The sequence below is a fragment of the Chitinophaga filiformis genome (genome assembly GCF_023100805.1).
Taxonomy (GTDB): Bacteria; Bacteroidota; Bacteroidia; order Chitinophagales; family Chitinophagaceae; genus Chitinophaga; species Chitinophaga filiformis_B.
The window spans coordinates 6,143,699-6,164,416 of sequence record NZ_CP095855.1 but is presented as its reverse complement, the minus strand read 5'-3'; the positions used below and the strand labels follow the sequence as shown (position 1 = coordinate 6,164,416).

The 20,718-nt window shown below is 43.5% G+C and carries 13 protein-coding genes; 11 read left to right on the top strand and 2 right to left on the bottom strand.

Annotated features, from left to right (window positions below):
- Both MYF79_RS23815 and MYF79_RS23810 read right to left on the bottom strand, forming a co-directional pair.
- Positions 1-837, bottom strand: a complete 837-nt coding sequence (locus tag MYF79_RS23815) for a JAB domain-containing protein (protein ID WP_247810326.1) — start codon at positions 835-837, stop codon at positions 1-3.
- Between the two features lie 63 nt (positions 838-900).
- Entirely contained in the window at positions 901-1,290 is a 390-nt protein-coding gene (locus MYF79_RS23810) for a hypothetical protein (RefSeq protein WP_247810325.1), read from the bottom strand.
- A 500-nt stretch (positions 1,291-1,790) separates the two neighbouring features.
- Here MYF79_RS23810 and MYF79_RS23805 point away from each other — a divergent pair, with 500 nt between their 5' ends.
- The 11 genes from MYF79_RS23805 (at position 1,791) to MYF79_RS23755 (ending at position 20,371) form a co-directional block, all read left to right on the top strand.
- Positions 1,791-2,396, top strand: coding sequence for an RNA polymerase sigma factor (locus tag MYF79_RS23805; RefSeq protein ID WP_247810324.1), 606 nt, complete (start codon positions 1,791-1,793; stop codon positions 2,394-2,396).
- A 3-nt stretch (positions 2,397-2,399) separates the two neighbouring features.
- Positions 2,400-3,518, top strand: a complete 1,119-nt coding sequence (locus MYF79_RS23800; RefSeq protein WP_247810323.1) for a FecR family protein — start codon at positions 2,400-2,402, stop codon at positions 3,516-3,518.
- A 424-nt stretch (positions 3,519-3,942) separates the two neighbouring features.
- Entirely contained in the window at positions 3,943-4,173 is a 231-nt protein-coding gene (locus tag MYF79_RS23795) for a hypothetical protein (protein WP_247810322.1), read from the top strand.
- 297 nt (positions 4,174-4,470) lie between these two features.
- Positions 4,471-5,370, top strand: coding sequence for a hypothetical protein (locus MYF79_RS23790; RefSeq protein ID WP_247810321.1), 900 nt, complete (start codon positions 4,471-4,473; stop codon positions 5,368-5,370).
- 369 nt (positions 5,371-5,739) lie between these two features.
- Positions 5,740-7,146: a hypothetical protein gene (locus MYF79_RS23785; protein ID WP_247810320.1), complete on the top strand. Its 1,407-nt coding sequence runs from the start codon at positions 5,740-5,742 to the stop codon at positions 7,144-7,146.
- A 29-nt stretch (positions 7,147-7,175) separates the two neighbouring features.
- Positions 7,176-8,309, top strand: coding sequence for a hypothetical protein (locus MYF79_RS23780; protein WP_247810319.1), 1,134 nt, complete (start codon positions 7,176-7,178; stop codon positions 8,307-8,309).
- A 25-nt stretch (positions 8,310-8,334) separates the two neighbouring features.
- Positions 8,335-11,595, top strand: a complete 3,261-nt coding sequence (locus MYF79_RS23775) for a hypothetical protein (RefSeq protein WP_247810318.1) — start codon at positions 8,335-8,337, stop codon at positions 11,593-11,595.
- A 17-nt stretch (positions 11,596-11,612) separates the two neighbouring features.
- The gene (locus MYF79_RS23770) at positions 11,613-18,866 is read left to right on the top strand and encodes a DUF6443 domain-containing protein (protein WP_247810317.1); all 7,254 of its coding nucleotides are present in this window, start codon (positions 11,613-11,615) and stop codon (positions 18,864-18,866) included.
- Between the two features lie 63 nt (positions 18,867-18,929).
- Positions 18,930-19,322: a hypothetical protein gene (locus MYF79_RS23765; protein WP_247810316.1), complete on the top strand. Its 393-nt coding sequence runs from the start codon at positions 18,930-18,932 to the stop codon at positions 19,320-19,322.
- A gap of 143 nt (positions 19,323-19,465) precedes the next feature.
- Positions 19,466-19,882, top strand: coding sequence for a hypothetical protein (locus tag MYF79_RS23760; protein ID WP_247810315.1), 417 nt, complete (start codon positions 19,466-19,468; stop codon positions 19,880-19,882).
- 159 nt (positions 19,883-20,041) lie between these two features.
- Positions 20,042-20,371 (top strand): hypothetical protein, encoded by a 330-nt coding sequence (locus MYF79_RS23755; protein ID WP_247810314.1) that lies wholly within the window; start codon positions 20,042-20,044, stop codon positions 20,369-20,371.
- The last annotated feature ends 347 nt before the right edge of the window (positions 20,372-20,718 follow it).

The window sequence follows — 20,718 nt, the reverse complement described above, 5'->3', positions numbered from 1 at the left end:
TTATTCCGGAATTACTATCAACATACGCTCCATTGGTAAAACTGATACCCGGCTGTTACAGTGAAAGCCCGACTTCTGTAGCCAATTGCCGGTTAATCTTATTTTGCTGGTCGTACGACCGGGCGGGGGACGAAATGTACATTTGGACCGGCTTCTTCGATTATGAGGTTCTACCTTTAGACTGCGAGGTGATGCCTTTAATAAATGCGGAATCTGTTTAACAGATGTTGCTAACTCATGCAGGTGTTTGGTAACCTTTGATGTATCTTCCAAATCCGGTAACCCTGATTGACTTTCAATACAATCCCGGGAGATCTGTTCTTCCTGTTCATCCAAAACACTATCATAAATCTGGACACTTTCCATTAGTTTATTATCAGCAAATGATAGAAACTTGCCCCGCGTAATTATTATAAAATCCAGAACAGCAATATCCAGATATCTGCCGGCTTTAATTAATTTATTACAAATGGCTTCGTCAGCCCTGCTTGGTTTCAAATTGCCTGACGGATGATTATGTGCAACAATAATAGCAGCAGCATTAGCCAGTAAAGCAGTAGCAAAAATATGACGTATATCAATAATACAAGAAGCGCCGTTTCCGATGGTTGAGTCATAAATGCCGAGTATTCGATGTGAGTGAGACAAAAGCATTACCCTACATGTTTCCTGCAACTCAAGTGTATTTTTATCCCAGGTTGATAATAAAAACTTTCCGGCACTTAATGATCCCCTTATAAAAGGACGTTCCGATATGTTGACCTTAGTTTTATAGGAAAGTTTTACCTGAGGAATATTAAAATGGCTGGAGGGATGGCAGCAGTTTTTAGTTTTCATAAAGTATTCGCAATTACTGTAAGAGTCGAGATTAAAAACGGGCTGGGTTAAGCCGAACAAAGGCTAGGAATGCAGAATAATACCGTGAATTTGAACAATCATTTTGTCATCATATGTTCCTTTATATAAGGTTACACTCTTGACATCTAATTTGTAACATACGTGATCTTCCGCGTCAAAATCAGCCTCCGGAAAGGTATTTTCAGTAACACGCTCAGTGCCTATGCGCAACCTTTCTATGGTGTCATCAAAAATTTTTTCTAACCGATGGGTCTCCTCCTTGTTGGGCGCATAATTGCCTTTAGCGATTAGCCTAATTAATTTTTTAGGGAGGTCAGTCAGTGCGGATATTTCTCTCCAGGTAAATCCATTATTACATAATAAACTGATTTTTTCCTGAATTACATTTCCCTGAACAGCGTTTAATTTAATGGTAGATACATTCGATTTCATAAATGATAGACTTTCTTGTGAAGAAATATTGAGGTATAAAGATTTTGATTGAATTATTCATTCAGTCACTCATAACTACACCGCTCTTGCGATGCTATATAATCAGTATATTAACCTGTGTGAGTGGCAATATGTGCCATTTTAAGGCGAGGGGTGGCCAAATATTCACTTACCAAATAATAACTAATGTGTAGTTATTTTTTGTAGTCAGTCTGATAAGCTGATGTAAAGCTAATATCAACTTTTTATCTGTACGTAATTTTGATACGTCTATCTTACCCGATTTTGTGACTATTATAGCAGCTGTGGCAGCGTTTTGATTTTTTTAAAAAAGGATCACATTCCAGGCTCTGCTGTATGATACCAACTATCATTTATCTGGTTGATGGTTACGCCGGCTGTCTATATTCGTTAATAACACGTTTGTGTTATTTAATTTGGGTGAGCAATATAGTTATGGAAAGAGTTTTATCTTTAAACTGAATCCAATCTCCCTGAAAATGAAACAATTCCGCAACCCCTCATCGTACCAAAATCTTACCCAGCCACAATTGTCGGAGTATATAAAGCTGGGCGATGAACTCGCCTTTGCCGAGGCCATCAGGCGATATCACAAAACCTTTCTGTTTACAGCCTATCAAATGTTAAAAGACCTTGAATGGGCCCAGGATGTGGTGCAGGATTTCTATGTAGATTTTTGGGATAAAAAGAGATATCTGCATGTAAAAGGGGATTTTAAGGGATATACCTACATGTCTATAAGAAATAACTGCCTGCTTTTATTGAAAAGGAAAAAAAATGACCCGGTTAGTTATAGGGTCGATGAGGAATTTCTCAATATTGCTGAAACACCAATAGAAGGAGCTTCTACTTCCAGGAAAATTGACATTCCTAAATTATGGAAGGCACTTACTGATCAGCAAAGAAAAGTTGTAGAATTGTTTATCCTGAAAGATCTTAAAAGAAAAGAGGCCGCAGACATCATGGGCGTCAGCGATAATACTGCAAAAACGCACCTGAGCAATGCCATGAAAATACTTCGTGAACAGTTGGGCGTGACTAATACTACGCTGTTTCTGGCAATCATATTAAATCTCTTTTATTAATAAATGGATCAAAATAGCATAAGGCAACTTATCTCTGACAAAGTAACGGGAATAATTAGTGAGGCAGATGACCAAATTCTTGAGCAACTTGTAAGAGACAACCCCGAAGTCAAACAAGAACTCCTTCAGGCGCAAAGAGAATTTGTAGCATTCATCAATGATCCTCACTATAAAGAGGGGAGTGCTGAAGCTAACTGGGAAATAATTAATAGTGCGATAAAAAGAAGGAAAGCAAGACGCAGGCTTATTGGGTATTCCGCCGCCGCGGCCATAGGTATAGGCATAGTTATCCTGACTAAAATGTTCCTGCCGGAAAAGAGCAGGGATACGGTAGTCTTTGCCCAAAATGTATCCTCTCATTCGCTGCAAATACAATTTGCAACAGGTGAAATTATTGACCTGTATGCACAGCCTGCCGATGTAATAATGGGTGGCTTACGCTTAAAAATTGACACGAACGCTAAAGTGATTGCCGTTAAGTATGCCGGAACCGGGGGCAAGGGTTCCAATATTTTAAGGGTTCCGATAGGCATGAATTACCAGATTATTCTATCTGACAGCTCAAAGATTCATTTGAATAGTGTCTCTGAGCTGACATTCCCACTGCAGTTTTCTGGTAAATACCGCGAAATTTCCCTTACCGGAGAAGCATATATGGAGATAGCACCTGGTATGACACCATTTGTGGTCAACACGCCTTCTGGAACGGTTCGGGTACTGGGAACTGCTTTTAACATCAACACATATACTACCGGTATAACAAAGGTCTCTTTGGTCAAGGGTAAAGTAGCCTGTATAATTGATGACCAGGAGGTGAAACTGCAACCAGGAAAAGCCGCTATTATGCACAATCATGCTATCAAGGTTGAAAAACTTAATGAATGGGAGCTTGCCTGGCTAACGGGACGATATAAGTTCGATCAGGTATCACCCATGGAGCTTGCGCGCCTGTTTTACCGCCTATATGGTGTTGAAATTGTTATAGACAATAAAAAGAAAGCTGAAAACAAGCATTATACCGGAACCATCCTAAGAAATGAAACCTTAGAAACCTCTATGGACCTTGTAAGAGCATACGGAATCCATGTATATTATAAGGAAGGTAAATACCATTGGTATTAAAAATTTTAAAAAATCTGCTTTTAGAATCACCCATTTCCTCCCTTTTGTATTCGTATAGGCAACAACTCAGGATAAAAAATTTTCTCGGTTGCTTAGTTAAATACCAATCATCTATTATGCCTTAATCGATGCCTTTTACCCGACCATCAGGATGAACAATCCAGAGTCTGCTCTTGGATTTCTGTTAGTTTTCTGGGTTGTGTTCTGGGGTAAAGGCATCGATTATACCAGGCCTTTTTCTGAACTGTAAATTTTGTTTGCGGTATATTTCAATTACATGGATTTCATCGAATCTATCAATTTGCATGATATGATTGATAGAGTTTTCAAACAACTAGGGTTTAACAAATTAAGTGAAGTCCTGACACACTCCTGGTCGGGATGGTTTTTAATACTCCAATTATTGTTTTAAAAGATTGGTTTTATGGAAAATAATTATGATCAACTCATGATGATCTCTGAAGAATTTATAAATAAATTATCAGCATTACCTGATATCACCTACGTGAATATCACTATCAGTTGCGGATCCCCATATATTAAAGATGACAGAAAAGTTGAAAAGGCAAAAAATATATTTTGGCAACAGTTAGTGGTAACAGATGCAACAATAGGTAATAGTATAAATCTGGTGATTGATAAATCGGGACAATAGTCATAATTACCACAAAATATAATTCCTTGTTCACCATTAATCGATTTTAGTTTCAAAACTCACTCTTAGAGATTTCCATTTTAAGACAGGAATTTTCGGAATTAATAATGCTGGTTCTGTTTGAAAGGATCCGGTAACGAAGACATTTTGTGTATATATACGACGGGCAAAACCCTGCTTATTCCTGGGCGGGGAAGTTGTTAGTTGCATTTAAGATGGTATAAACGTGTTCGAATACCAGGGGAAGATAGGCAGTACACTTACTCATTTAAATGGAAAACACACTATTATATAAATATGATTCGTAAAGTAGCTAGTTCAAGGGGTTGGATAAAGAAAATATTGAGGAAACTCCAATGGAATTCGTTTGGTTGGTTTGCACGTCTAAATTATAAGAAGTACAAACAAGACCAGGATTTTTTATTGCAGTACATCAACAGTATGGCCACGGCTGCCAAATGCCAGGGTGCATCATTTAAAATTCCTAAAAAAAAGCGTAAGCAATTGCTCACATTATTTAGACATGTATTGTTTAAAAACCTGACAGATGTGGTCACCTTCCTCGGTACAATGGATATTACAGCCGATAGCATAGCAGCGACATCAGTGGTTGCACAAAACGCTCTGTTGGATAATGCTGCCGGGAACGCCGAAGGAACCCTGGAGTATTATAGACAGAACCATTACCGCCTTATTGGCTTAACCTATCAGCTTATCCAACAAGACCAGATTTATATATCAAGATACCGTAAAAAAGATAAGCTTAAGAACAATGCAGTTGATATTATGCAGCTGTTTGACAGCGAAGTTGAGCCATGGTGGTCCTTTTTTCCGATGCTGGAAATTGAGGTGACCCGCAATTTGCACCCGGATGTACCACCGCTCGCAATCGTGGCCACAGAAAATCTACAGCTCATTTTCAGAAATCTGGGAATGACATCATTTTGTCTGGCAAAGATTCAATCGATCGTGTCTTTGAGCTGCTTCATGGAGGATGATTATATCAACATTGAGATCAACATACCGTTAAGGGGAGACGTTGAATTTGAGCAGCTAATGGCATTGAATTTTATTACGGAATCATGGAGAACGATCGATATGGCGGCCACAAAGGCCAGGTGGAATTTTGACATTCAAAAGTCAAGGCAATGTATTTGTTACGTCATTCAATTACCTCAATATGGCTTATATGAATGAAAGGATGGTAAACCCGGCGCCATCTGCGTGGCGCCCGACGAGTTTCCTACCTTTGCAGCGGCGGCTGACATTTTTTTCCTGTTAGCATTACTGGCGCTTTTCTGGTAAATTTCTAATGAAAAATGAACACACCTGTTCATATACGTTAGTGTTTTCAAAAATTCATATTTAGTGTATAATTCAATAATTTATTTACGTTAACATGGAATTAACTATTTTATACGTGTATACATTTATCTTTAGGATGATAATTGTTTTTTTGATCCTCAATAAATCCAGCCCCTCTATGAAATAGTTTACCCATCACCCCAATACCTTCTTTTCCCCTCATAAATAAGCATACGTTTATTAACCACCTAACAGTAGCAGATGAAGCTTTTTTACTTCGTAGGGTTATGCTTTGCCCTAACGGTATCCCTTACGCACTATTCCTTTGCTCAGGACAGTTTGCTTAACATACCTAATAAATATGTAGATCAACTCACAAAAAAAGCGAATCGGGCAACTCGCCGCATAGATGCCAGTACACAAAAAGCGATGGCCGCTTTAATGAAGCAGCAGTCGAAGTTATATAAAGAGGTGCAAAAAATTAATCCTGAACAAGCCAGCCAGCTATTTCAAAAGTCTATGGACAGCCTGGTTGTGCTGAAGAAGGCGATGCGACTAAAAAGTTTGCAATTGCCCGGTGCTGCAAAGCAGTTCGTACCCTACCTGGACAGCAGTCAGACAACCTTGAAGTTCTTAAACGAACACAAGGCATTTTTACAAAATGGTAAAGGCAGCCTTGAAGGAGCCATAGGAAAGGTGGCCACTTTACAGCAGTCGATTAACAATGCCGCTCAGATCCAGCAATACCTTAAATCACAAAAGGATGCTATCAAAGCGCAACTGAGTGCCTATAGCAACCTGACAAAGGATCTTACCAAACTGAATAAAACGGCCTATTACTATAGTCAGCAGGTATGTGAATACAAGGCTATGCTCAGTGATAAGAAGAAAGCTGAGAAAAAAGCACTGGAGTTGCTTTCTAAGTATAAGCCCTATAGCACTTTCATGCAGCGCAATTCAATGCTGGCAGACTTATTTAATTTCCCCGGTGGCAATGGCGCGCAGCAATTAGAGGGGCTGCAGACCCGTACAGCAGTAGAACAAACTATTCAACAGCACATTGGTACCAGTCCTGAGGCCAAAAAAGCAGTTTCCGAGTTAATGGATAAGGCGCAGCAGGAATTTGCCACTTATAAATCCAGGCTCCCTGATCTTAACAGTGCTGCCGACATGCCCGATTTTAAACCCAACCCCATGAAGGGGAAGACCTTCCTTCGCCGGTTGGAGGTCGGCGGCAATATTCAGTTTAAAAAGAGCTCCACGTATTTCCCTTCCAATACAGAGCTCGCAGTGCAGGTGGCCTATAAACTTAACAATAAAAGCAGTGCGGGCCTGGGGGCATCTTATGCATTCGGCATGGGCACGGGCTGGGATCATATCAAATTTAGCCATCACGCCCTGGGCATCCGCAGTTTTATGGACTGGAAGCTAAAGGGCTCTTTCTTTTTCAATGGTGGATTTGAAGGCAGGTATATTACCGCCATACGGGATTTTAATGATGTAAAAGCCTGGAACAAATGGCAACCCGCCGCCTTGCTGGGCATCAGTAAAAAATACAAGGTCAACTCCAAGATAAAAGGAAATGTACAGCTACTGTATGATTTCCTGGCCACCCATCAGTCGCCGCGTCAAAGTCCACTGATCATTCGTTTCGGATATTCTAAATAGTCAGCATAATTACTCACAATCGATCAAACATGAAAAAGATTCTATTGTTAGCCGCACTTACCCTAAGTGCTGGTCTCGCCTTTGCACAAAACACTTTCCCTACCTCTGGAAACGCAGGCGTAAACACGACAACACCGGCCTACAACCTTGATGTAAATGGTACTTTTAATGCCAATTCCATATCACTTGGCAAGCAACTCGTCCTGCCGCAGGTAGCTTCCACACAGGAACGAGGGATATTCAACCTCATTTTGCCGGCTTTGCGGTCTGGTAAGCGGTTACATCCCGATGAGCAGTTTAACAATGGCACTAATAGTTGTGTTCTCTATAATAACGCAGGCAACGGAAATGTTACCCTGAACCGTGTTGCCGTAACCGGGGTGCCCAATACTTCAGGATATTGTTTGGAAATTACACATACAGGTGCTGCGGCCCCCGGTCTGGGTGGCTACTATCAGCCTGCAATGAGTGGCGCAAATAAAACACTGGTGCAGTTGTTCCGTGCCAAGATCCCCGTTGGTTATACGCTCAACTATGCCAGCAATTTAATGGGTACCGGATTTGTCCGCCAATGGCTTACCAATAATGTTGGTACCGGCAAATGGGAAGACTATGCTATTATGATCGTATGTGGTTATACAGGTACGTTCAGCACCGGTGGTTACGTTTTCCTGACAGGCGACACACCCACTGTATCAACGCCGCTGGTATGGCAAGTGGCATCGTCTGCCGTCTATGATCTGAGCGATGTTCGAGACAATACCATTCAAAACCAGCAGGTGGCAGATCAGGTAGCTGACCTGCGCATCACAGGTAACGGCTGGATGGGAGGCAATGTAGGTATTGGCACCACAGATACAAAAGGCTATAAGCTGGCTGTAAATGGCACTGCCATTTTTAATAAAGCAGTTATTAAACTCTACGGCAACTGGCCGGACTATGTATTTAGGAAAGAATATGAGTTGCCATCCCTTACCACTTTGAGGGAGTACATTGATAAGGAACAGCACCTCCCGCATTTGCCCGCTGCCAGCCAAATAGAGGCTTCGGGGATCGACCTGGCAGAAAACCAGAAGGCGCTGGTAAAAACCGTAGAGGAACTTACGCTCTATATCCTCCAGTTAAAAGCAGAAATAGATGTGCTCAAAACGCGCATTCAATAATTGTTAATCCGTAAACCTTTTCCTAATGAAATTTTTAATTTGCTACCTCGCCGTACTAATATCGGCAAGCGCCGGGCAGCTGATGGCACAAAGCAGTAATAACGCTGATCTGCTACCGAAAACTGTAACGGCAGGACCCAACACCACACAGTTTCATAAGTTCACCACTTTTGAAGTGGCTTATCATACCGGCGTCCCGGAAATCCAGATTCCAATATATACCATCGAATCAGGCAGTCTCAATTTACCGCTTACACTCTCTTACCATGCAGGCGGTAATAAAGTCAATGAAGTGCCCGGCTGGGCGGGCATGGGCTGGAGCCTGGGCAGCGGCGGTAAAGTTACCCGCGCCATCGTGGGCAATAAGGCCGATGAATCCGGCACAGGCTTTCTTCGAAACACCCTACGAACGGATTTGAACACCAACGTAGATGCTGACCTGCTATACATCAATGATATTGCAAAAGGAGATTATGACGCCGAGCCGGATATCTTCTCCTATGATGTCCCTGGCTACTCAGGGCGTTTCTTCTTTAACCGGAATAACAATTTTGCACCATCACTGATCCCTTTTGCGCCGGTAAGAGTAAACAAATATTTTAATGCTTCCACCGGCAAGCTATGGTTTGATATAGCCAATCCCGAAGGTATAAAATGTATTTTCGGAGATAACTATCGTGAGGTCAGTAGCGGCAGTAATGGTGGTGTCAGCTTCGATTACACCACTGCCTGGATGCTTGAGAAAATGGTGTCTGCAGACACGCGTGACACGATAGCGTTTAGCTATGTCATGCAAAGTTCTATTCCACAAGAAGATGCTGCCGATACATGGGTGATAGAAGACAATGTGCAAAATTATGGCGTTACTTTACCGCCAGGCAGCCTGGAACAACAACCGACCCCGCCATATTCCCCCAATTCAATGGCTTCTAAGTCATCCAGCGGCCATTCTTCGATCACCGGTGAGTATATGCCAACCCAGATCTTGTTTAAAAACGGCAAGATCGTATTTAACCAGGCGCCATTAGGCAGACAGGATTTTACTTTTGGTTTTAATACATCAAAAGCCCTTCAAAGTATACAAATCTATAACCTGAAGCCGGGCACCACCACCTATGAGTTGCTGCAGACGTTTACGCTGTACCAAAGTTATTTCATGAACGGAACTGACTCGCTGAGTCGCAGGCTACGGCTGGACTCTGTACAGGTGCTGGATAAAAACAATGTGCGGGTATTTTCTTACCGTATGCAGTATGATAACCAGATGCTCCCCGTGCGTAGCTCCAAAGCAAAAGATCTCTGGGGGTATTACAATGGGAAAAACAATAATACGCTGATCCCCCAAATGCAGGTAGTCTATACTACCGGCGTAGTGGGTACCGGAACACAGATCACTGTGGGGAGTAACATTGCAGACGGCCGGGAGGTGGATTCGGTAAAAGCGCAGGCATCTATCCTGAAGCGATTGTATTTGCCAACAGGGGGATATAACGATTACGAATATGAGTCGAACCGGTACCTGGAGAATGGTGCTGTACAACTGGCAGGTGGCTTGCGTATTAAGTCTATTAAGGCCTACGATCCGATTGGCAACACCCGGTTGACCCGTTTTTATAAATATGGTTTAAATGAAAACAGTGCAGGTACTAAAAACTTTACTTTAAATAATTCTTATTATATAGCTACCCGTACGCACCGCTACTGGTATCCGTCTTCCTATGGGATTAACATAATTGCTACCAAAACCTCCCGTACCATTGCTGCCAGTCCGGCTATTGACATTGTCCCATGGGACGGAGCCGCAGTGGTGTACCCTCAGGTAACCGAATATATTGACAGCTTAGGTGCCTCCGGTAAAACAGTGGTAACATTTAATGATATTACCGATCCACTGGTCTCTGCTTCGTGGACCAAACCGGTGAAGAATAGTTACTTTTTCCGGCGTGGACAGCCGCTGAGCAAAACGATCTATAAACGCGTGGGTAGCCAGTATCTCTTAAAGGAAGCTGAACAATCCTATTACCAGGCCTTTATTGATAGCACTTTCCAGAATGTGGGAATGGTGGCCATTAAAACGGTGGTGAATGAAGGTACAATAGATGATGGCGTTGTTCTGCCTTCCAGTAGTTTGAGTCCAAATGACGCCAGTTCGTTTCGTTATAACTATTACAACATTATTTCCGGGGATAACCTGCTGACAAGTAAGGTCAATATGACCTATGATGACGGTGATCCAAACAGGTATCATAAAACCGTAGTGGTCAATGATTATAATAATCTTAAGCACATGCAGGTGAGCAGGATTTACCAGATAAACAGCGAAGGAGATACCTTGTTTCAGACCAAAAAATATGCGGCCGATTATCTATCAGGAAATACTACCGGGAGCGCGGTGCTGGACAGCATGCTGGCCCGTAACGTACAAACCCCGGTTATTGAAGCAGTAAATTATAAAGTTGATAAAGGAACAAGCACAAAAAAAATCACTGGTGCGGATTTGACCACGTATAAACTGGTAAACAGCAGCAGGGATATTGTAAAGGATACCGAAAAGGATCTGGCTATAGACGGGCCTGTTACCAATTTTGTAGCATCCTCCATTTCTGGCGGCGCCTTGCAGTTTGACTCGCGTTACCAGAATCGCACGGTATTTAATAATTATAATACTGGAGGAGCATTGTCTCAGTTCACAGAAAAGATGGCCGGGCCTACAGCCCAGCTCTGGGATTATAATAATGAGGAAGTCGTGGCTGTCGCCGTCAACGCAAATATATCCGAGGTAGCCTATACCTCATTTGAAACTGCCACTAAAGGTAATTTTATTTATACCGGCACTGCTACGGCTGATGCTACAGCGCCTACCGGTCAAATGGTCTATAACCTGGGGCAAACCAGTGGCAGCATCACCTTCCCCACACTGAGCTCCTCGCAGTCCTATCGCATATCATACTGGACAAAGAACAGCACCCCTTATACGCTTTCAGGAACACAGACCGGTTATCCGATAAAGGGCCTGAGCTACCAGGGCTGGACCTATTATGAGCACAAGATCACCGGTATCACGAGCCTGACGTTTTCGGGTACGGGCATGATTGATGAACTCCGTCTTTGCCCCTTCGGATCCAGGATGGGCACACGGTCGGTCAATCCACTGGTAGGCGTTACTGCCACTGCCGATGATGCAGGCAACCTTAAGTTGTACGAATATGACAGCTTCAACCGGTTTAAACTGGCACGTGAGTTCAATAACATTATAAAGACGATTGAATACCAATACAAGAAATAACGTTAACGCCAAACCATATGAAAGATATTAAATGGAGGCTACTCTTACTGCTCGTCGCAGTAGTGGCCTTGTCACACACGAGTTGGGCGGCGGTTCCCAAAACGTCTCCTTCAACCGTTAGCTTTCCCTTTCCGTTGTCGGGAATGATTGGCCAGCGCGTTGTCACTATAGAGGGCCCTGGTTGCGTATTGCCCGGTTTTCCGATTGGTTATTACTCTACCGGAACCAACCTGGGTGATAACTCGCAGTGGTGTGTAAATGGAGGTAGTATCCAGGGCACCACCTCGAGTTGCAAGAGCGGAACACCTGTGCCCAGCATCACGGTCACCTTTACGGCGGATGCACCTTCTACCCAGGTATCACTCACGGTAAATGGGGGCTCTTTTACTACGCTGGCGCCAGTGGTCCTAACAACTAATCAGATCAATATTACCGGCAATCAGCAAGTGGTATCCGGCAATACACCTACGCCGCTAACTTCTGTTGAAACTGCGCCGGAATGCAGTGGCTTCACCTATCTCTGGCAACAAAGGGTATCCGGGGGTAGCTGGACCAACATTACCACCGCAACCAATGCGACGTACAGTGTGCCGGCACTGACCACTACGACCGACTTCCGAAGACAGGTGTCGGCCAATGGCAATTCTATGTACTCCAATGAGATTACCATTACGGTTACTGCCCCTCTTGATGCAGGAACCATCAGTAGCCCCGTATCAGGCCCAATTGTCTATAATGGCAACCCGGGTACCATCACCTCATCGACTACGGCTACGGGTGGTGCAGTAGGTTCGTATGTGTACGTGTGGCAAAAAAGCACTAATGGAAGTACCTACAATGATATTCAGGGTGCTTCTTCCACCAGCTATGCACCTGGTAACCTCACTGCCACAACATACTTCCGCAGAAAAGTATCCATTGGGTCGGAAACACAGTACAGTAACGTAGTGACCATCACCGTATATCCGCAGTTTGTCGTTGGTAGCATTACCAACCCGGTGTCTGGGCCTATCAATTACAGTACGGCGCCAGGCACCATCAATGGTCCTACAGTTTCCGGAGGCGGCTGCAGCAGCTCTTATACCTATCGCTGGCAGGCATCGGCGGACGGCGTTAATTATACAAATATTAATGGTGCAAATGCCCTGAATTATAATCCTGGCACCATGACCGTGTCCAGGTATATCCGGCTGATCGTTACCTGTGGCATAGAAAACAAAGGCACAAATGCCATTTATATTCAGGTGTATCCGGCCATATCGCCTGGAACTATCTCCGGTAATCAAACCATAGATTATAATGATGTTCCTGCCCAACTGACCGGAAGTGTCGCTTCCGGAGGCAATGGAACGGTTGGCTACCAGTGGCAGTCTTCCCCCGATAATATCACATTTACCGGTGTCTTTGGGGCTACAGCTATCAACTACAGCCCGCCTGCGCTTACCGCAACGACCTATTATCGTAGAGCGGCGCAAAGCAATGGGGCTACCGCATATAGTAATGTATTGACCATTACAGTAACACCACTACTTACATCAGGAGGCACTATTTCGCCTGCCTCCAAAACGATTAATTACAATACCAGTCCTGGCCAGCTTACTGGTACCGTTCCTTCAGGAGGAGGGCCCGTTTATGATTACGTATGGCAATCCTCCGATGATAATGCGACATGGACTGATATTCCCACAGCGACGGGTCAGCATTACACGCCGGGCAATCTGACAGCAAAGAAATATTACCGCAGAAAGGTTACCAGCAATGGTGTTACCAATTACAGTAATACAGCCACGATTAATGTGTATCCAGCCCTGCAGGCAGGCAGTATTACCCCAGCCAGTTCAACGATCAGCTATAATACTATCGTACCAACACTCACAGCTAATCCAACGGGCGGCAACGGGACGTATAGCTATGTGTGGCAAACGTCACCGAACAATTCAACATGGACGAATTATGATGGCTTCGCCGATAAGGATCTCGATTATGACGGTGGATTAACCGCAAACACCTGGTTCCGCGTTATTGTTACCAGCAATGGCGTATCTGCTACATCCGGCAGTGTGGTAGTGAATGTGCTGCCTCAGCTCAAAGCTGGAGCCATCACGCCCAATAATCCTTCCATCAACTATAATACTGCCCCTGGGAACCTTAGTGTTTCACCGACAGGGGGAAATGGAACATATACCTATCAATGGCAGGTTTCCGGTGACAATAGTTATTGGCTGAATGTGGGTAGTTCTTCCAGTACCTATGCCGCGGGCAATCTGACGGAAGACACCTATTACCGCTGCCTGGTAACCAGCGGTGGAGTAACCTCTATCAGCCAGAGTACACTTGTCAATGTATACCCGCCATTGACAGTGGGCGCCATTATGCCCCTGGCTCAAACAGTGTTGCCGGGTACCGCCGCCACACCTGTCAGTTGTGGAGCGCCTGCAGGTGGCAGTAGCAGTTACAGTTATGTTTGGCAAAAATCAACGAATGGCACTACCTGGACGGATATTACCAACAGCAATGCGCTGACTGTCGATCCGGGGGAGTTAAGCGCTAATACCTATTATCGGCTGAAGGTTACCAGCAACGGGGTAACAGTTTATTCCGCATCGGCTTTGGTGCAGGTGCAGTTGACCGGTGGGTTAATCTCCGCCTCGGTATCATCGGTGGCGCCCGGCGGCACTATTACTTTAGCCAGCGCTGCGCCGGCCACCAATGGTAGCTGTGGTGGCAGTTATACTTATATCTGGCAGAAATCGGCCAATGAGCTTGACTGGACAGATTTCGCCTCCGCTACTGTCTCCAACATTATGGCAAGCACCTGGTATCGCAGAAAAGTGACTTGCGGAACGGAAGTAACCTATTCCAATACCGTGATCGTAAGGGTCAACAGCGGTGTGGCCAGTGCTCCTGATACGGTAACGATGGTAAGCACCACCCAGCCGGTAGCTGCTATGCCAGCGTATGGCAGCGGCGCCAATACGACCAACATGAACTACATCCGTACACGTATCATCAACAAAGCGGGTGTAACTACCGAAGCGGCAGCTACTGCTTTAACAAGTTTCGCGGATGTTGAGCAGGAAACGGAATATTTTGATGGACTTGGACGATCGCTCCAAATAGTAAGCAAACAGGCAACCACAGCCAGCAAGGATTTGATCACCCTGCACTTTTATGATCCCTATGGACGTGAGTCGCTTGAATATAAAGGCTATGGCGCCAGCACCAACGATGGTAACTTCAAAACAGACCCGGCTATTGCACAACCTGCATTTTATAATGCAATGTTTGGCGGTAAGGAGAACTTCTTTTATAAGAGGTTGATCTATGATAATTCTCCAGATGGTGATGTGCTGGAAAGCCGCCAGGCGGGTAAATCCTTCGAAGGAAACGCCCGGGGCAGCCGCACTTTAATACGGGCAAACAGATCAAGCGAAGCTGTACGTATATGGGATATAGGGTACAATGAAACAGATATCCCCACCAGTACTACCGCCTATGCAGCTGGTAGCCTTCTGGTGACGGAAACAACTGACGAGGATAATAATAAGGTTATCAAATATACCAATAAGGATGGCCGGGTTGTATTAAGCAAGCGACAAAATAGTGGACAGATAAGCGAGGACCATACAGATTGGCTCTGTACCTACTATGTATATGATGAAATGGATAAACTGCGGTGCATTATCACGCCAAAAGCCGTAGAAGCCATTAAGAGCAATTGGGTGTTGAATGCCACTGTCTATAATGAACTTTGTTTTAGTCATTATTACGATAACAATGGTAACCCCATCATAAGCCGCAAACCGGGGTACGTGACGGTTGAGAATGTATATGATGGTCGGGAAAGGAAAGTGTTTAGTCGCACGAACCTGGAGAAAAACAAAGGGCAATGGTCTATTTACACCTTTGATGCTTTAAACCGCCCGATTATGAACGGTTTTTATGTGTCCCCGGGGACCAGGGCTGTTCTGCAGGATAGTATCAACAATTATTCTACTCAAAGCCAAACGATTTCAAAAACATATCCTAACATTAACCTGGTATTGGACCAGCATGATGGTTCGCCTTTATATCAGGCCACAAATAGCATTACGCTGCTTCCTGGTTTTGATTCCGACACTGATGTCACTACACTGGAGATCAACGCTGCCGCCACAGGTGAAACGCTTGCATTCGCGCCTGACAACTTTATGAGCGCCATCAATACAGCCGCCATAAAGCCGAATGTCTATCTGTATTATGACGATTATAATTTCCCTGGCGCTCAACAAGGCCTTACCAGTGATCTCGGTAAGCCGTTGGCGCTAAGCAATAATAATGCAGACGCCTATAGTTCGTTTAATCCTATCAACACAAGCTTGGCCACCGGAATAAAAAACCGCGTGTTGGGTACTGACCAATGGCTCACCAGTACGTTGTACTATACGCCGCGCCGAAAACTAAGCCAGACTGTGGAGCAGAATCTCAGCGGTGCTACCACAGTAACCAGCTCCCTATATAATTTTAAAGGCACATTATTAAGTAAATATGTATCGCACACAAATGCGCAGGCCAGTGCACCACAGCCTGTCTTATATCTTTATCACCTGAACCTGGCAGGCAAACCCGATTCCGTAAAAATAAGGTTCAACAACGATGCCGCCACACAGAGAACCATAGCGTACACTACCTATAATGAACTAAACCAAATCAGTCAGAAAAAGGTAAGTGTAACAGGTATCAACACGCAACTAGAAACTTTTGACTATGGCTATACCTTGAATGGTGATATCACCACGATCAACGAAGCGTTTGTCAATACGCCTGGCAGTACTGCTAACTGGTTTGGACTGGTGAATAGTTATGACAAAGGTTTTAATGTTAAATCCTTCAGTGGCCTAATGAGCGGCACCAAATGGAAGAGTAGGGGAGATGGTGTTGCACGTGCCATGGCCTTTTACTATGACAATAGCGGAAGACTTACAGGCTCTTCATTTAACCAGCAGAATCAGGGAGGTATTACATGGCAAAGCAATCTTGTCGATTTCAGTTCCACTTTCCGCTACGACGAAAACGGAAATATAAACTCCATGGTTCAGAAAGGGCTCGATGGGCCGGTAATAAAGACCATAGATAGTCTTGAGTTTGGATATTTCGCATCATCTAATAGGCTAAACTACGTTAAGGACTATAAGAACGAAACCGGAAGTAAGCGAGGCGATTTTAATGAAACTACCAACGATACCTCTCGTGATTATTGGTATGACGCCAATAATAACCTTACCCGCGACAAAAACAAGGGTATTGATAGTATTCGCTATAATGAGCTGAACCTGCCGGAATATATCTCTGTCCCCGGTAAAGGAACCATCAGCTTTGTGTATACTGCCGACAGTAAACGCCTTCGTAAAACTGTAAATGATGTTTCCGTAACCCCGGCCAAACAGACGGTGACAGACTACATGGATGCGTTTACTTACCAAAATGATACCCTTCAGCAGTTTACGCATGATGAAGGCCGCGTACGGCTTGAACATAACAGCAACGGCGAAGTGAAGTATACTTTGGATTATTTTGTACGTGATCCGATCGGCAATACCCGTATGGTATTGGGCACCAGTATGGACACAAGTAGGTACATGGCTACAATGGAAAGTCAGTATACGCAAACTGAAAACCTGCTGTTCAGTAATATCGACAATACTCGTTCGGCTAAACCAAGTGGTTATCCGGCCGATCCTACCACAAGCCTGAATAGTTCTGTGGCCAAACTAAACGCCCAGAATGGTCAGAAAATAGGGCCATCGATTGTGCTGCGTGTGATGGCAGGAGATACAATTCAGGCCGGTGTAAAAGCATTTTATAAAAGTGGTGGGTCAACCAGTTACAATGCAACGGCCACCGACATGCTGAACGCCTTATTATCGTCTTTTAATAGTAGTGGGGTGATAGATGGCATACATCAGGGATCAGGTGCTAATAGCCCTATCACTGCAATGACATCCAGTTTATACAACGATGTCAAAAACAATGATCCAAGTCAGAACCTATCGGACAGGCCTAAAGCATACCTGACCTACGCAGCCTTTGACGACCAGTTCAACCTGGTTAGTGAAAATTCGGCGGTACGTCAGGTGCAGAATTCCCCGGATATCCTGCAGACCCTGGCAACAGGACAGATCGTTATCAAACGGACGGGGTTCATTTATATATACGTAAATAACGAGAATGGCCAGGACGTTTATTTCGATAATCTTTCAGTCATCCACAACAGTGGGCCACTACTGGAAGAAACGCACTACTATCCGTATGGCTTGACAATGGCTGGCATTAGTAGTCATGCGCTGAAAGGTGATGACTATTATACCAACCGGAAAAAATACAACGGTATTGAATTCAATGGCGACCTCGATATTAATGAGTACGAGGCTCAATTCCGGACATTGGATCCCCAAATCGGAAGGTGGCTGCAAATGGATCCGAAGACAGATGAAATGGAAAACTGGAGTCCATACGCTTCCAATTATGACAATCCGGTTAAATATAATGATGTGTTGGGAGATATTCCAGGTCCTGGCGGACCAGGTTTTTTAGAGGGCGTAAAAGCAGGCTTTACCGGCTATTTTTCAGGTATTGTTAATGCGGTTACTCACCCAATTGAAACTTTAAAAAGCCAATATACAGTCCGGAATATAGCTATAAGATTAGTAGACCCATTAGGCGTTATGAGTTCTGCCTATAATGCAATCGACAATGTTCGGACAGTGGTAAATGAAGGCAGCTATGGTGCTGGGAAAGTTGTGGGTAAAGCAGCAGGACAAGCGTCACTTGCATTAGTGACGGAAGGCGCATCAAGAGGACTCGGTGCATTGAAAGGGGCTGCAAAAGGAATAGGTCAAGCTCCGGCGGCAACAGCCCCAACTGTAGAAGCTCCGCCAACTTCAGCCCCCACCTTGAGGGGAATGAATAATCCGGCTACAGCAAGCAAAGCGAGATATGGAAGCCTGAAGCATGCAGAGCTCGCTAACAAAGTGAAAGCTAAACCAAATTGGCAATCGGAACCACGATTAATAGATCCCCTTACTGGGCAAACAGTTGTACCAGATGTCGTTACCCCAGGTGGAAATCCACTTGAATACAAGCCGAATACGCCGTCTGGACGCGCAAAGGGCGCATCACAAATAAAAAAGTATGAAAGAGCTACCGGCAAGCCTGGACGAGTAATTTACTATGATCCTCCATCATCAAATCCACCAAATCGGCCGACGCCACCAACACCACCAACACCTTAACTTGGTTTATAAAGGCAGAAACATGAAATTTGCTTGCATTCTTTTTCGCTTAAAAGTTTTGACATGGAGTATTACAATTATAAAAACACAAATTTAAATTTCCTGGTTCCTAATGACTGGGAATTGGATCAGACCGAGAATAATCTCATAACAATGTACAATTATGTGAACTCACTAGGAGTGTTACAATTTTCGGTCTATTACCCACCGGATGCAGGATCTGTATCTCTGAAAAATGAGTTGATAGATTTTGTGAGTGACAATCATAATGACTTTGATATACATGAAGGCAAGCACTATGTTTATACTGATTATCTATTGGAAGAAAACGGATCGTACATGAAGTACTGGGTGATTAGGAAAGACGAAGCAATCATTTTTGGTACCTATAATTGTGATAAAGAACAGCGTGGCCTGGAGGAAAAGGTCGTCGATGAAATAATTGAAGCAATATAAAATATATTGATACGTAAAATAAGTTAGATGAAGTGAAGCCGCCTCCTTTGTTATTGAGGTGGCTTTCATTTCTACTGTTTTTGGGGACAGATGAAGGTGTTAATGGCCAAGCTGTCTGATTTATTAAGCTGAAAGACAAACAAATGAGAACTTTTATATTTGCTTTGATTGTTACATGTTTTTGTGTCGTTAACTTTTCATATGGGCAAACAAACAGCCAAAGACTTAAGAAGGTTGTAATAGAATATGAAGAATTTACGACTACGACAGGTGAAAATGTTACTTGTGAGGCATTTAGACCTACTTTCAAAGAAACGCTTCACACGATTGTATTAGAAGACAGTGAGCTTCCTAAATTAAACTTGTATAGGCGTAAATTTGTTGCAACTGCGCGGAGATCTATGGATGTCAGGGCCGTGATAAGATTTGAATTTGAACATAAGGGCGTCGAATACTGTACTGATATAAGTGGAGTGTTTTTCAACAAAAAAGAAGGTAAATTTTACAAGAACAAAGAACTATTTGATGTCGTGAAAAAGAAATGTCTGATAGATAACTGATAAAAAAAGTGAACTCAAAACAAATGCGTGTCTCAAGTTGTTGAGGCACCTTCTTTTTTGCTAAGAATGAAACGAAAAGATCCACCGACCCTTTCGTTGGTATCACCGGCACCATCGAAGCCATAACAATTCTACCTTCCGTTTTAAATAATTTTCAGCATGCAGCTGTATAAACATAAAACCAATAACTTTGGCTTTTCCTTTCCTGATGATTGGACTGTCGAAAATAATGACGGCATTATTGCTTTGTTCGATGGTAATAACTCTATTGGTGTACTTCAATTTTCAATTTATTATCCGCCACAGGATAAAGAGGTTTTTTTAAAAGATCTTTTAGAGGAATACCTAACTGACAGACATACTGATTTTTCTGTAAAATTGACAGACCACTATGCATATACGGACTATCTTCCGTATGAAGATGATGGCATTTGGAAATATTGGGTTTTTAAAAAGGATAACATGGTGATTTTTGGAACTTATAATTGACATAGAGACGATCGTGGCAAGGAAGACGTAATTGTAGATAGAATTATTAGTACAATTTGACTCTGCGCGAGACTAGTATTTAATTCAGAACATTAAAAAAAAGAGAACGAGAAGAAGTTACATTGTAGGCTTCCTCACGTTCTCTTTAGATAAAATGTCCGGATAAATTTTAGGCACCATTGGTTTTAGACGCCGGTGTTGTGGAGAAAAAAACAAGAGAATTTTTCTCTGTATCACTTTCCTGCCAATATCAAGTAAACGACAGATGACGGTTCGAATAGTAACAGTAATTCTAGGGTTGTCCTTATGAAAGAGAATTGGCATGACAAAATAAACATATAAGCGTA

Coding starts and splice junctions, on each gene's coding strand:
- MYF79_RS23815 (WP_247810326.1), bottom strand. CDS start 837: ATGAAAACTAAAAACTGCTGCCATCCCTCCAGCCATTTTAATATTCCT.
- MYF79_RS23810 (WP_247810325.1), bottom strand. CDS start 1,290: ATGAAATCGAATGTATCTACCATTAAATTAAACGCTGTTCAGGGAAAT.
- MYF79_RS23805 (WP_247810324.1), top strand. CDS start 1,791: ATGAAACAATTCCGCAACCCCTCATCGTACCAAAATCTTACCCAGCCA.
- MYF79_RS23800 (WP_247810323.1), top strand. CDS start 2,400: ATGGATCAAAATAGCATAAGGCAACTTATCTCTGACAAAGTAACGGGA.
- MYF79_RS23795 (WP_247810322.1), top strand. CDS start 3,943: ATGGAAAATAATTATGATCAACTCATGATGATCTCTGAAGAATTTATA.
- MYF79_RS23790 (WP_247810321.1), top strand. CDS start 4,471: ATGATTCGTAAAGTAGCTAGTTCAAGGGGTTGGATAAAGAAAATATTG.
- MYF79_RS23785 (WP_247810320.1), top strand. CDS start 5,740: ATGAAGCTTTTTTACTTCGTAGGGTTATGCTTTGCCCTAACGGTATCC.
- MYF79_RS23780 (WP_247810319.1), top strand. CDS start 7,176: ATGAAAAAGATTCTATTGTTAGCCGCACTTACCCTAAGTGCTGGTCTC.
- MYF79_RS23775 (WP_247810318.1), top strand. CDS start 8,335: ATGAAATTTTTAATTTGCTACCTCGCCGTACTAATATCGGCAAGCGCC.
- MYF79_RS23770 (WP_247810317.1), top strand. CDS start 11,613: ATGAAAGATATTAAATGGAGGCTACTCTTACTGCTCGTCGCAGTAGTG.
- MYF79_RS23765 (WP_247810316.1), top strand. CDS start 18,930: ATGGAGTATTACAATTATAAAAACACAAATTTAAATTTCCTGGTTCCT.
- MYF79_RS23760 (WP_247810315.1), top strand. CDS start 19,466: ATGAGAACTTTTATATTTGCTTTGATTGTTACATGTTTTTGTGTCGTT.
- MYF79_RS23755 (WP_247810314.1), top strand. CDS start 20,042: ATGCAGCTGTATAAACATAAAACCAATAACTTTGGCTTTTCCTTTCCT.